The sequence below is a fragment of the Halioglobus sp. Uisw_031 genome (assembly GCF_047729875.1).
Classification (GTDB): Bacteria; Pseudomonadota; Gammaproteobacteria; order Pseudomonadales; family Halieaceae; genus Marimicrobium.
Window position 1 is genome coordinate 746,923 of the sequence record NZ_CP159826.1, and the last position, 12,988, is coordinate 759,910.

Here is a 12,988-nt window from a genome sequence, read left to right on the forward strand (position 1 = left end):
CGATCAGATGCTCTAGTCAGGGGTAAAAATGAAATTCGTAGATGAGGCAAGTATCAATGTATACGCCGGCAAAGGTGGTAACGGCTGCCTAAGCTTCCGGCGTGAAAAGTATATTGAAAGAGGTGGGCCCGACGGTGGCGACGGGGGTGATGGGGGTAGTGTCATCGTCGAGGCTGATGAAGCCCTCAATACCATGATCGATTTCCGCTTTAAGCGGCATTATCGGGCTCAGACGGGTGAAACCGGTGCCGGCCGCAACTGCACTGGCAAGGGTGGGGAGGATTTGGTGTTGCGCGTGCCCCTGGGCACTACAGTGATTGATGAAGATCTGGGTGAAGTATTAGGAGACCTGTCAGTGCCTGGCCAACAGCTGGTCGTCGCGCAAGGAGGGTTTCACGGTCTGGGGAACGCTCGCTACAAATCCAGCACCAATCGTGCCCCTCGGCAGACATCGCCTGGCAGTGACGGAGAGGTTCGCAGTTTGAAGCTGGAGCTTAAAGTGTTGGCAGACGTGGGTCTTCTGGGGCTGCCAAATGCGGGTAAATCGACGCTGATTCGCTCAGTATCTGCCGCTAAACCTAAGGTAGCAGACTATCCGTTTACGACCCTGGTACCCAACCTCGGTGTGGTGAGTGTAGAGGCTCACCGAAGCTTTGTTATGGCGGATATCCCCGGTTTGATTGAGGGCGCCTCTGACGGGGCGGGTCTTGGTATTCGTTTTCTCAAGCATCTGACACGCAATCGTATTCTGTTACATCTGGTCGATATGGCGCCGTATGACGGAGTCGAGCCCGCAGACGCCGCGCTGACCATCGTGCGGGAACTGGAACGCTTCAGCCCTACGCTCGCTCAGCGTGAACGCTGGCTTGTACTTAACAAAAGCGACCTAGTGGACGCTGAAACATTCGCGCAGCGCCGCGATGCGGTGTTGGCGGCGCTTGACTGGCATGGCCCTGTGTACTCCATTTCCGCGATTCGATCAGAGGGCACAGCGCCGATGTGCGGTGATCTGATGACCTATCTGGAGGAGTGCCGCGCGCGGGAAGCGGCGCAGCCTGAGTTAGCGGATGCCGAGAAAGAACTGCAAAGCCGCATGCAACTTGAAGGTCGACAGCGTATCGATGAACTTCGCGCAGAGCAGAGTCGCGCGCCGTTGGAAGACGATGATATTGATGATATCGATATCGATGATGATGACGATTTTGAAGTTGATGTCGAGTATCGTCCATAGGACAGCAAATGACTGAACGAGCAGAAATTGCCAGCGCGCGACGCTGGGTAGTCAAAGTGGGCAGTGCACTGCTCACCGATGACGGCCGTGGTCTTGATGTTGATGTCATTTCGGCATTGGTGAAACAGTTGGCGCAACTGCGCGAGTCAGGTTGTGAGGTGGTCTTGGTGTCCAGCGGCGCGGTAGCGGCGGGCATTGTGCGCCTGAGTTGGGATGTGCGCCCACAGCTGATACACGAGCTTCAGGCGGCTGCTGCGGTGGGACAGTCGGCGCTAATACAAAGCTACGAGACAGCCTTCAAGCGCTACGGTGTTGCCACCGCGCAAATATTGTTGGTACACGACGATGTGGTTGCCCGAGACCGCTATCTGAATGCACGCCGTACCCTTCAGACGCTACTAAACCTGGGGGTGGTGCCCATCGTCAATGAAAACGATACCGTGGTCACAGAGGAAATCCGCTTTGGAGATAACGATACGTTGGCAGCTCTGGTGGCCAACCTTATCGATGCGGATGTGCTGGTTCTGCTAACCGATCAGGAAGGTTTTTGTGAGGAGGATCCTCGTCGTAATCCTGCGGCAAAGCTAATCGAGTCGTGTGATGTAGACGACGTTCGGTTGGACGACATGGCAGGAGAAGGCGGCATTCTGGGTCGGGGTGGGATGGTGACGAAGCTGCGCGCTGCGCGACTGGCAGCCCGTTCTGGCACAGAGACGGTGATTGCGTCGGGCAGAGTAGATAACATTCTAAATAGCGTGGCCGCAGGTGCCAATGTCGGAACCTGGCTAAAGACTGACAAACGGCCACATAATGCACGCAAGCAGTGGCTAGCAGGTATGGAGCAGCCTTCAGGGCGTCTAGAGTTGGATGACGATGCGGTGCGCGTCCTGATTGAATCTGATAGCAGTTTGCTGTCTGCAGGCGTGTGCAGTGTGCAGGGAGATTTTGCGCGGGGCGATATGGTGTCTTGCCACGACTTCCAGGGCCGTGAAGTAGCCCGCGGACTGGTGAACTACAGTGCGGTTGAAACCCTGCTTATCATGGGTTTACCTTCAAGTGACATCGAGTCTACTCTCGGTTACCGGGGCGATGAAGAACTGATCCGCCGCGATAACCTGGTTCTGCTTTAGGCGCTATACGTCGGGCACTGGTTAGGCTTGGGCTGGCTGACCTAGCTCAGCCAGCGTCCCAGAGATGTCTTCACCCAGAGGAAGTTCATTAGTTTCTTCATGCCCTCTGCGCTTTTGGCGCTGTAGGGATAACCATTCTGCATTTTACCACCGAAGCGATCGATTACGATGGGCATTTCATGGCAATAGCCGCGGATGCCTTTCTTGCCGTTGACCTGGCCCAGCCCTGAGTTTTTCTTCCCCCCAAACGGTGCGGCGGGAATACCATAGCTCACTGCCATGTCGTTGACACTGCAGGCGCCGGTATCGATGGCTGCCGCTAACCGGTATCCCTTGTCTTTATCTTTGGTCCACACGTTACCATTGAGCCCAAATTCAGAATCATTGGCCAAGGCCACGGCTTCATTTTCGTTATCCACTTTTTGGATGCACAAAACGGGGCCAAATGTCTCCAGCAGCATGATGTCCATACTATTATCGACCCCTGTAATGACAGTAGGCTCGTAATACAGACCCGGAAGATCGGGATTACGGCGCCCCCCCATCAGAATATTGGCACCTTTCGTTCGGGCGTCTTCCACATGGGCTTCGATGATGGTCATCTGTCTGTCCCAGAATACGGCGCCGATATCTTCATCCCAGCCGTGTTGTGCACCCTGGCGCAGGCCCTTACCTTTTTCGAGTACCAGACGCATGAATTCGTCGTAGACATCCTTCACCACGTAGATGCGCTCTGTGCCGCAGCAGTAATGGCCAGTGTTCATGCACGAGCCTACCCAAGCGCCATCTGCGGCACGGTCTAAGTCGGCATCAGCGCATACGATCATAGCGTCGTTGCCGCCCAGTTCCAGTGTGCAAGGGATCAATTGACTGGCGGAGGCTTCGGCGACCTTGCGGCCGGTGGCGACTGAGCCAGTAAAGGACACTTTGTCTACGCCACCACGCACGATGGCGGCACCGGTTTCGCCATCACCCAGGAGCACTTGTAGCACGCCTTCAGGCAGACCCGCTTGGAGAAAAATTTCCTCTGCCAATTTTGCCGAATAAGGGGTGACCTCAGAGCCTTTTGCAACCACGGCATTACCCGCCAGTATGGCCTGAGCTACCTGGTTCATGACCAGTACAAAAGGGCCATTCCAGGGTGTAATGAGTCCCACGACACCCAGCGGCTTATAAAGAATGCGTAGTTGTTTCATCAAGCCCAAAATGCCGTGTACCTTACGCTTGCGCGGCTTGAGGAACTTCTCGGCATTTTTAGCGTAGTAGCAGAGCTGATCTGCGACCGAAAAGACCTCCATGCTCATGGCATCAGTGCGGGCTTTACCTGTTTCCTTGACCACGACGTCGATGATGTCGTCTTGGCGTTCGAGCACAATTTTCAATGCACGTTCGACCACGGCGGCGCGCTCTTTCATGCTAGTGGCAGCCCAAGCGGGCTGTGCCGCTCTGGCTTTAGCAATGGCATTAGCGACATCCTCTGCATTGGCGCAAATCATTTCACCTGTGAGTTCCATCGTGGCGGGACTGCGCAGCTGTAGATGACGTCGAGAATCTGTGGATTCGATGGGTTCGTAGATAGACATGGTGGCCTCCTCCTTTGGATTGGATAAACTAATGGTCATTAGTTTGGGTGTCAATGTCTTTTGCGCGCACGCTGACTGACCAATAAAGTCAGTCGTCGGACCGGTGGGTTCTGACCTATCAATCCGGAACATACTGGTATGGCACTTACAAGTGGTGTCGAATGTGGAATAATGCGCGACTTCTCACTAAACCTCTTACAGCGAGTCTGCCGGTGTCCCCAACTCAGTTACTCATCGTCTATTGCCTGGGCATCGCCGGATTTTCTTTGATAGGCGGCCTGTTGCCCGGCTGGATCAAAATGACTCACACTCGCACCCAGCTGGTGATGAGTCTGGTCTCAGGTTTGATGCTTGGTGTGGCGTTTTACCATCTGTTACCCCATAGCGCGGCAATGGTCGGAGGCTCGCATGGTATTGATACAGCGGTCTGGTGGTTAATGGTTGGCCTTGTCGTTATGCTGCTGCTGCTGCGCGTATTTCATTTTCACCAACACGACTTCACCGATGAAGATCTAGCGCAGCATGATCGCCATCAGCACGGTGAGCATGAGAGCCCCGTCCACGGTTTAAGCTGGGTCGGTCTTGGTCTTGGACTGGCAGTGCACACCCTTATCGATGGTGTGGCACTCGGCGCGGTGATGCTTGCTAGCAGCTCGGCAGGTGGATTAATCGGGATTGGTGTCTTTCTCGCCATACTGCTGCATAAGCCTCTCGATGCTATGTCTATTGTCACGATGATGGCAGCGGGAGGGTGGAGCCGCAAAGCACAAACCAGCGCGAATCTGGTGTTTGCCCTTATGTGCCCGTTGGGAGCGCTGCTGTTTTTCTTCGGCGTGAATGTTGTGGCGGATAGCCGCAATTATTTAGTGGCGGCAGCGCTGGCGTTTTCCGCCGGTGCGTTCATTTGCATTGCGTTGAGTGACTTATTGCCTGAGGTGCACTTTCACAGTCACGACAGGGCCAAGCTGACGTTGGCTTTTCTTTTAGGGCTGGCCCTTGCGTATGCGATTGGCAGCGTGGAGCCTGCCGGCATTCACATCTCCACGCATTAATCTTGAGGAAGATCGATATGGTCAAACGGACTATTTATCCGCCGGTTTGGTTGCTTTTGGGACTTACGACGATCTTTGCTTGTAATGAATATTTTGCGGGGCCACGCTTCACGAGTATTGCAGGGCAGGTGTTGGGCGGAGTATTCCTTATTATTGGGCTGTGGTTGTTGGTGACCGCGGGAGGTTTGTTTAGCCGCGCCAAAACAGGTGTCATACCCTTTCGTAATGTGTCTACACTAGTGACTGGAGGAATTTATCGTTACACGCGCAATCCCATGTATCTGGGTATGTCTTTAGTCTTATTGGGGTGCGCAGTTACGGTCGGCGCCAGCGTGGCTTTGTTGGTGCCCCCGGTGTTCGCTGTGATCATCGAGCTGCGTTTTATTCGGCAGGAAGAGGCGATGCTGCGGGACATTTTCCCCGAACAGTTTGCCGCTTATTGTGGGCGCGTCAGGCGCTGGATTTAGTCAGCAACGTTTTTTGCTATAGTGTACTCATGTCCCCATTGTGGAGAAAAATATGACCTTTAAATGTATATCGATCGACGAAGCCAAGGCGCTGATAGACAAGGGCGGTATCACTATTGCGGATGTAAGAGATGCGGACACCTATCTTGCGAGCAATATTGAAAACGCGATCAATATCCAGCAAGAGAGTATGGATACGTTTTTAGCAGCAGCGGATAGAGACCAGCCGCTGTTAGTCTATTGTTACCATGGAAACTCTAGCCAAGGCGCGGCGGATTATTTTTTTAATCAGGGCTTTGAGGACGTTTACAGTATGGACGGTGGCTATGAAGCCTGGCGGTTAAAGTATTAAAGCCCTATTTTTATGAGTGCTTTCAGAATGCGCCGAGGTTGTAAGGCGTAATCGAAATCAGCCCAGCGAAGCGGTGTGTCACCTATGCCCAAATCAATGGCGCAGTAGCGCATGCACTTAGTGGCTCACTCTACTACTATTGAAGCGTCTAAAATCTTAATTCATTGCGAGTGCAACTTATGTCACTAGACTTCGATGGTGCCCGTCTGCCGAATCCTAACCTGCGCGAAGAACACCATGAGTGGCGCAGACAACTGCGCAAGTTTATCGATAGTGAGATTATGCCTTATGCCGAGGATTGGGACGAGGCCTCTCATATCCCTATTGAGCTCTGGCCGAAGGCGGCGGCTGTGGGCCTCCTCGGTTTGGGGTATCCGGAAGAGTTTGGCGGCGTCAAGGAAGGTATTGACTCATGGCATCTGTGGATTGCCAATGAGGAGTTGGCACGTATTGGGGTTGGCGGTATTCCCGCTAGTTTGATGGTGCACGGTATTGGTCTGCCTCCCGTCATCAATTGGGGTTCACAAGCATTGAAGGAGATGGTCGCCCCCCCAGTGCTGGCGGGTGAGAAGCATATTGCCTTAGGCATCACTGAGCCCGGCGGCGGCTCCGATGTGGCGCAGTTAGCAACGACTGCTGTGCGTGACGGGGACCACTACATCGTGAATGGTTCCAAGACCTATATCACCGGCGGCATGCGCGCAAATTGGGTATCCACTGCGGTGCGCACGGGTGGAGAGGGATCAAGGGGTGTCTCGATGTTGTTGATACCGACCGATGCGGAAGGTTTCAGTCGCACGCAGCTCGATAAAAAGCAGGGGTGGTGGGCATCTGATACCGCCACGCTTTACTTTGATAACGTGCGTGTGCCGGTAGAGAATCTTATTGGCGAGGAAAATCAGGGCTTTCTTGTCATCATGACCAATTTTAATGGCGAACGCATGGCGATGGCGGCTGCGATGGAAGCGTTTGGCCGCGTGTGTCTTGAAGAAGCCGCAGAGTGGGCGCGCGAGCGTAAGACTTTCGGTAAGCGACTGGCGGATCATCAGGTGATTCGGCATAAAATCGTTCAGATGAAACAAAAACTGAACGCAACTCAGGCCTATATCCGGATATGCTTCGAGTCGCTCGAGGCGGGCAACGCGAACCCTGGTGATATTGCGTTGCTTAAGGTGCAGGCCAGTGAAACTATGGAGTTCTGTGCCCGCGAAGCGATGCAGATTCTGGGGGGTATTGGGTATATGCGTGGCAGTCGAGTGGAGCGCATTTACCGCGAGGTTCGGGTTAACGCCATCGGCGGTGGTTCCGAGGAAATCATGCGCGATTTGGCCGCGCGCCAATACGGGTTATAGAGATGAAATTATGGCATTGCAGCGGTGCGCGCTCACTACGTCCTTTGTGGGCATTGGAGGAGATGGCGCTGGAGTATGAGGTGGAAATACTGCCTTTTCCTCCGCGCATGTTCGAGCGGGAATATCTGAAGGTCAATAGCCTTGGGACAGTACCTTACTTCGTAGACGGTGACACCGAGATGACCGAATCCACCGGTATTTGCCAGTATCTGGTGGATCGTTATCAGCGCTATGATTTTGGGCTGCAGCCCTCTCACCCTGAATATGGCGCTTACTTGAATTGGCTGCATCATTCTGACGCCACCCTGACGTTTCCCCAGACGATTGCTATGCGTTACTATTTCTTGGAGCCTACGCCTGAGAAGCAGGCAGTGGCTGATGATTACAGCAAGTGGTATATCTCGCGGCTGCGGCGTCTGGATCGTCACCTTGAGTCCCATGAATATTTGGTGGACAACCGCTTTACCATCGCCGATATAGCGATTGGATATGCCCTGTATCTTGGTCGGGCGCTGAAGCTTGATGGACAATACAAGCCGCAGACGGCTGCCTACCTGCAACGACTAATGGATCGCCCGGGCTTTAAGCGGGCTGATGAACAGGGTGAGCCTTTATCGCTGCCCGGTGCGGAGTAAAAATAAATGAGCGCTAGTGAGCAGGAACTGAAGGAGTTTCGGGTTGAAGTGGCAGCCTGGATGAAAGACAACAAGCCCGCTGACCCCGGCTTTCTGTTGCCCCAGACCTTTATGGAGGTGGGGGACGAGAGACAACTGGAATTTCTGCGGAACTGGCAGCATAAGATTTGGTCTGCGGGTTATCTCGGCATGGCTTGGCCTAAAGAATACGGTGGTTGCGGCGTGGACGCCATTTACCAGAGCATTGCTGACAAGGAAATGCGGCGTCTTGCCGTTCCGATTTGTTTTAATGTGATCGGGTTGGGGTGGGCCGGGCCTCTCATCAATCACATCGGTAGCGAGCAGCAAAAATCGAAGTATTTAAAAGGCATTCTCAATGCGGAAGATGTCTGGTGCCAGGGTTTTTCTGAGCCTGATCACGGGTCAGATCTTGGTAACGCTCAGACCCGCGCTGTGCGCGATGGTGATGAGTATATCCTCAATGGCCAAAAGATCTGGACCACCATGGGTAACTTCGCCAAGTATATGATTTTGCTGGCGCGCACCAACCCAGATGCACCCCGTAAATATGACGGGCTGTCCTTCTTCCTCTCGCCCATGCATGTGTCGGGCATTGACACGCGTCCCATCCGCAAGCTCACCGGTGAGTTTGGCTTCACAGAAACCTTTTTTACGGATGCGCGCATTCCCGCCGAAAGCATAATGGGTGAGGAGGGGCAGGGCTGGAAGATTGCGATGCAGACGTTGCAGTATGAACGCGGGGCTGAGGCCGGTGCCGCTGGTGGGCAGTCTATGGTGCGGATTACGGTCGATGACATGATTAGCCAGCTGGACGGTGTCAGACGAGACGGAGCACCGGTACTCGAAGATCCCGTGGTGCGTGATCAGGTAGTACAAGCCATTATGGAGGAAAAGGCGCTGTTTTTAGGGGATCGACGTTCTCATATCGGACACTTGACGACCGATTATCCGGGCTCGTTACCACTGTCGCACAAATTACGGGGTACCGAAATGACTCGGCGCATGCGCCAACTGGCGATCAACTTGCAGGGCGCTGAGGGCGCTCTGTATGTTGGCGATGATGATGCACGTCAGGGAGGATTTTGGCAGCGTGCCTATTTGAACAGCTTCTCTGCCACCATTGGTGGCGGTACCAGCCAGGTGCAGGCGAATATTATTGCGGAACATGTACTCGGCTTGCCGAAGTAGGGAATGACTATGTCGCTTATTGGAAATACGACCCTGAGCTTCACTGAAGAGCAGGCTATGTTGTTGGATGTGGCAAGAGAATTTTGTCGCGATAAATCGCCTATTACGGCGGTGCGAGCCCAGTTGGACTCTGATTGCGGTTTTGACCAGGCACTCTGGGATGAAATGGTGTCGCTGGGCTGGGCTGGGATTGCTTTGCCTCAATCCTGCGGTGGCTCCGGATTGGGCGTGGGTGCTTTGGTTCCGGTGGTCGAGGCTATGGGGCGTGCGATGTTGGGTACTCCTTTGATCAGTAGCGCATTAGCCGGACAGTTGTTGCTGCGCGCTGGTAATGCGCAGCAGACTGAACGGCTGTTACCCAATATTGCTAGCGGTGTCTCGGCAACGTTGGCGCTGTTGGATAATGGTGACTGGGGTGACGATGGCATAGGACTGATACTGGATGATGAGCGTGTACTGCGTGGTATGAAAAAATGTGTGCCAGACGCGTCCGTTGCCAGCATTTTTGTTGTGTCAGTGTCCTTTAAGGGCAGTGCGGCCTTGGCGATTGTGCGCGCGGATCAACTGGTTGCAGCGTCACTCAGCGCCAATACACTGATCGATCAGACTAAGCGTGCGGCCAATGTCGATTTCAGTGGTATAACCGTCGATGAGAACAATATTATTGTGGGCCCTGCCGTCGCTGCTGCGCTGCGAGATGTCCGCCTGTTGGGTGCTCTATTGGTCGCAGCCGAAGCGACCGGCAGTGCAGCCGCTTGTCTGGACACCACGGTGGACTATCTTAAGACGCGCAAACAGTTTGGCAAGCTGATTGGTTCTTATCAGGCGTTGAAGCATCCGACTGTGGACATACTCACTCAGGTCGACTCAGCACGCTCATTTATTTACCATGCCGCCACGCTGGTCAGTGATGACGCCATTGATGCCGATGCAGAAATTGCCTGTCGCATGGCGAAGGCTCAAGCCTGCCAGACGCTCCTATACGCGGGAGACCGAGCTGTACAGTTTCACGGCGGCATGGGTTTCACTTACGAGTGCGACGCCCAACTCTATATTCGCCGCGCCCAGTGGAGTCAGCAGCAGTTCGGAGATGTTCAGCATCATCGTAAGCATCTTGCTACGCTTTTGTTGGGTTAATATCGCGGCGCTTACGGCTTTGAATAATGACTGTTCTCGCTGCTGTAGGGTCGTACAATCGTATATACTTGTGCATCCCACCGACATTTTGACTTAGTTTCTCTTATGGTAAAAAAGCAGCGCGGCTTTAAGGCCACTATTTTGCCTCGCACCCTGTCTGCGTCATTCGCAGGAATTAGGGCGGGCAGCGCACTGGCCGCAGACAGTGTTGTGCAGCGGGTGCTGGGTCGCGGTCCAGACGATGCTGATTCCGAGTTTGCCCGCCGCGAGGCGCACAAGTTTGTGCGCGACTTAGGTAAACTCAAGGGCACCTATATAAAAATTGGTCAGATGCTGGCGCTGTTCGGAGAGCAGTTTCTTCCCAGGGTGCTGGTGAACGCGCTGCGTGATCTTTCTGACCAGACTGAGCCTCTGCATTGGGATGCACTTGAGTCATCCGTACGAGACAGTCTGGGTGAGCGCTACCAGGAATTAGATATTGATCCTGAGGCGATTGCAGCGGCCTCATTGGCACAGGTGCATTTGGCAAGAGTGCGTTCTAGTGGTGACTGGATTTGCCTGAAATTACAGTATCCTGGACTGGCACAGGTGATCGATGCTGACTTCGACGTGGTCGTGCGTATGTTGCTACTGGCCCGTTGGGTGAAATCGGGCCGCGAGTTGGATGACTGGCTCGAATCCATGCGCGAACACCTACACAGTGAGATTGATTACCGCCGTGAGGCCGCCTCAACAATAAAAATGAGCGAGTTAGTTGCAAGCGTGCGCGGTTCTAATGTCAGTTACCACGTGCCTCAGCTCCATCCTAATTACTGCACTGATGCGGTGCTGGCCATGGAGTATATCGAGGGTGTCTCGGTAGTTGATCCCGATGTGGCTGGGCTGTCGCTTCCGCGGCGTAATGCATTGGCCAAGGGGATGCTCGAACTGTTTTTTTACGAGCTCTACGAGTGGGGGATGCTGCAAACAGACCCCAATTTTGGTAACTATCTCCTGCGACTGGATGATCGCCGTAAGAAGATAGCGGACGATGAGCTGGTGCTGCTCGATTTTGGTTCTGTTCTGCATTGCTCTGAACATTTTCTGCGCAACCTTCGCCAGACGATTGAAGCCGGTCAGCAGCAAGACGTCCCTCGCTTAGTTGAAGGGCTGATTGGCTTAGGTTGTTTACAGAAAGAGACGACTGAGGATGGGTGCAAAATTTTTGCCGATTTCTGCATGCACTTACTAGAGCCGTTGCGCCCGCCGGAGCAATTGCCCGCTGAGTATCTTAATGCCAACGGAGAGTATTGTTGGGGGAAATCTCAATTGATGCGTCGAGCCGCCAAAAAAGCTGCCATGGCGACGACCAGTCGCCAGTTCGTCACGCCTTCGCGAGATTTTGCTTTGATCGCGCGCAAATTGACTGGATTATTTAATTTCATTGCGGCACTGGATGCCGAGTTTAACGCTCACGAGATGGTGCAATTACACATTCATCGTTGGCAGATAAAGGAGAAAAATGCCGCAAAAAAAGAAAGGTAAGGACGACAACTCGCGGGCTATACCCACGTCAAGAGTCAGCCGCTTTACGCGCATGGCCCGCATGGTAGGCGGCGTTGCTGGGGGAATGTTAGCCGAGGGCGGCCGCCAGTTGAGTGCCGGCAAGCGACCGAAAGCCAAAGATATGTTGCTGACACCGGCCAATGCACGCCGTGTTGCAGACCAGCTGTCTACCATGCGCGGTGCTGCGATGAAGGTAGGGCAAATCCTGTCTATGGATACGGGTGAGTTCCTACCGCGGGAACTCGCTGATATTCTGGCACGTCTGCGTGATGATGCACGACACATGCCACCGCAGCAGTTGCAGCGCGCGATGTGTGATGCCTATGGGCCCGATTGGGAATTGCTGTTCTATGGTTTTGAAATGAAGCCGCTGGCAGCGGCCTCGATTGGGCAGGTGCATAGAACCCTTTCTCCAGAAGGTCGAGACATCGTATTGAAAGTGCAGTATCCGGGCGTTGCAGATAGTATCGACAGTGACGTTGATAACATCGCCAGCCTGTTAAAGCTGTCGGGCCTGTTGCCTGCTGATATCGACATACAGCCTCTTTTAGACGACGCCAAGGTGCAACTCAAGGACGAGACAGATTATCTCAAGGAAGCTGAGTTCCTCGCGGCCTTTGGTCAATTGCTGCAGGCAGATGAGCGTTTTTTGGTGCCTGAGGTGTTGCCGGAGTTGACGCACCGTAATGTGTTGGCCATGACCTATGTGAGCGGCAGTCCGATCGAGAGTGTTATCGACCTGCCGCAGGCGGAGCGCGACCGAGTAATGACTGCCCTGATCGAGTTAATGTTGCTGGAGTTTTTTGAATTGAGGATGGTACAGACTGACCCCAATTTTTCCAATTACCAGTATAAACCGGATACGGGTGAAATCGTGTTGCTTGATTTCGGTGCGACTCGACGCTTCAAAGCGAGCTTCGTCAAGGACTATAAGAGGCTGGCACGTGCTGCCATAGCAGGTGATAAAGTCAAATTAGTGGCTGCGTCTGAACGCCTTGGATATTCGATGGGAGAAGAAGGTAGTGACTATCAGAATATGGTTTTGCAGTTTCTTACGCTGGCCTTGGAGCCTTTGCGGCTCGATATAGATTACGATTTTGCTCACTCTGATATGGCGAACAATATATCAAAATTGGGGGGGGAGGTCGCTAGCTTTAAAGATTCATGGCAGGTTCCGCCCTCCGCTGCGGTTTATTTTCATCGTAAAGTCGGTGGTATGTTTATGCTGGCCAGCCGGTTAAAAGCCCGAGTCAACGTGTACCAGCTGATGCAGCGTTGGCTTGTCTGAGATTTAC

At 53.6% G+C, this 12,988-nt stretch carries 12 protein-coding genes; 11 read left to right on the forward strand and 1 reads right to left on the reverse strand.

What is annotated here, in order from left to right; translation table 11 throughout:
• The first annotated feature begins 28 nt into the window (after window positions 1-28).
• Together cgtA and proB are read left to right on the forward strand one after the other, a co-directional pair.
• Entirely contained in the window at window positions 29-1,231 is a 1,203-nt protein-coding gene (cgtA, locus tag ABXT62_RS03460) for an Obg family GTPase CgtA (protein ID WP_415357150.1), read from the forward strand.
• An 8-nt stretch (window positions 1,232-1,239) separates the two neighbouring features.
• Window positions 1,240-2,361, forward strand: a complete 1,122-nt coding sequence (gene proB / locus ABXT62_RS03465; RefSeq protein ID WP_415357151.1) for a glutamate 5-kinase — start codon at window positions 1,240-1,242, stop codon at window positions 2,359-2,361.
• A 41-nt stretch (window positions 2,362-2,402) separates the two neighbouring features.
• On the opposite strand, the gene ABXT62_RS03470 is transcribed toward proB, so the two are convergent.
• Window positions 2,403-3,944 carry an aldehyde dehydrogenase family protein gene (locus tag ABXT62_RS03470; protein WP_415357152.1) on the reverse strand — a complete coding sequence of 514 codons (1,542 nt, stop codon included), beginning with the start codon at window positions 3,942-3,944 and terminating at the stop codon, window positions 2,403-2,405.
• A 212-nt stretch (window positions 3,945-4,156) separates the two neighbouring features.
• On the opposite strand from ABXT62_RS03470, the gene ABXT62_RS03475 reads away from it, so the two are divergent.
• The 9 genes from ABXT62_RS03475 (at window position 4,157) to ABXT62_RS03515 (ending at window position 12,981) form a co-directional block, all read left to right on the forward strand.
• Window positions 4,157-4,996, forward strand: coding sequence for a ZIP family metal transporter (locus tag ABXT62_RS03475; protein ID WP_415357153.1), 840 nt, complete (start codon window positions 4,157-4,159; stop codon window positions 4,994-4,996).
• Window positions 4,997-5,013: 17 nt separating this feature from the next.
• The gene (locus ABXT62_RS03480; protein ID WP_415357154.1) at window positions 5,014-5,463 is read left to right on the forward strand and encodes a methyltransferase family protein; all 450 of its coding nucleotides are present in this window, start codon (window positions 5,014-5,016) and stop codon (window positions 5,461-5,463) included.
• Between the two features lie 52 nt (window positions 5,464-5,515).
• Window positions 5,516-5,815 (forward strand): thiosulfate sulfurtransferase GlpE, encoded by a 300-nt coding sequence (gene glpE, locus ABXT62_RS03485; protein WP_415357155.1) that lies wholly within the window; start codon window positions 5,516-5,518, stop codon window positions 5,813-5,815.
• Window positions 5,816-5,994: 179 nt separating this feature from the next.
• Window positions 5,995-7,167, forward strand: coding sequence for an acyl-CoA dehydrogenase family protein (locus ABXT62_RS03490; protein WP_415357156.1), 1,173 nt, complete (start codon window positions 5,995-5,997; stop codon window positions 7,165-7,167).
• A 2-nt stretch (window positions 7,168-7,169) separates the two neighbouring features.
• Complete coding sequence (locus ABXT62_RS03495) at window positions 7,170-7,802, forward strand: glutathione S-transferase family protein (protein ID WP_415357157.1); 633 nt, start codon at window positions 7,170-7,172, stop codon at window positions 7,800-7,802.
• Window positions 7,803-7,808: 6 nt separating this feature from the next.
• The gene (locus tag ABXT62_RS03500) at window positions 7,809-9,011 is read left to right on the forward strand and encodes an acyl-CoA dehydrogenase family protein (protein WP_415357158.1); all 1,203 of its coding nucleotides are present in this window, start codon (window positions 7,809-7,811) and stop codon (window positions 9,009-9,011) included.
• Window positions 9,012-9,020: 9 nt separating this feature from the next.
• On the forward strand, window positions 9,021-10,148 hold the full coding sequence (locus ABXT62_RS03505; protein ID WP_415357159.1) for an acyl-CoA dehydrogenase family protein: 1,128 nt from the start codon (window positions 9,021-9,023) through the stop codon (window positions 10,146-10,148).
• Between the two features lie 105 nt (window positions 10,149-10,253).
• The gene (locus tag ABXT62_RS03510; RefSeq protein WP_415357160.1) at window positions 10,254-11,672 is read left to right on the forward strand and encodes an ABC1 kinase family protein; all 1,419 of its coding nucleotides are present in this window, start codon (window positions 10,254-10,256) and stop codon (window positions 11,670-11,672) included.
• Complete coding sequence (locus ABXT62_RS03515; protein ID WP_415357161.1) at window positions 11,650-12,981, forward strand: ABC1 kinase family protein; 1,332 nt, start codon at window positions 11,650-11,652, stop codon at window positions 12,979-12,981. Before ABXT62_RS03510 ends, ABXT62_RS03515 begins: the two co-directional genes overlap by 23 nt.
• The last annotated feature ends 7 nt before the right edge of the window (window positions 12,982-12,988 follow it).

Coding starts and splice junctions, on each gene's coding strand:
- cgtA (WP_415357150.1), top strand. CDS start 29: ATGAAATTCGTAGATGAGGCAAGTATCAATGTATACGCCGGCAAAGGT.
- proB (WP_415357151.1), top strand. CDS start 1,240: ATGACTGAACGAGCAGAAATTGCCAGCGCGCGACGCTGGGTAGTCAAA.
- ABXT62_RS03470 (WP_415357152.1), bottom strand. CDS start 3,944: ATGTCTATCTACGAACCCATCGAATCCACAGATTCTCGACGTCATCTA.
- ABXT62_RS03480 (WP_415357154.1), top strand. CDS start 5,014: ATGGTCAAACGGACTATTTATCCGCCGGTTTGGTTGCTTTTGGGACTT.
- glpE (WP_415357155.1), top strand. CDS start 5,516: ATGACCTTTAAATGTATATCGATCGACGAAGCCAAGGCGCTGATAGAC.
- ABXT62_RS03490 (WP_415357156.1), top strand. CDS start 5,995: ATGTCACTAGACTTCGATGGTGCCCGTCTGCCGAATCCTAACCTGCGC.
- ABXT62_RS03495 (WP_415357157.1), top strand. CDS start 7,170: ATGAAATTATGGCATTGCAGCGGTGCGCGCTCACTACGTCCTTTGTGG.
- ABXT62_RS03500 (WP_415357158.1), top strand. CDS start 7,809: ATGAGCGCTAGTGAGCAGGAACTGAAGGAGTTTCGGGTTGAAGTGGCA.
- ABXT62_RS03505 (WP_415357159.1), top strand. CDS start 9,021: ATGTCGCTTATTGGAAATACGACCCTGAGCTTCACTGAAGAGCAGGCT.
- ABXT62_RS03510 (WP_415357160.1), top strand. CDS start 10,254: ATGGTAAAAAAGCAGCGCGGCTTTAAGGCCACTATTTTGCCTCGCACC.
- ABXT62_RS03515 (WP_415357161.1), top strand. CDS start 11,650: ATGCCGCAAAAAAAGAAAGGTAAGGACGACAACTCGCGGGCTATACCC.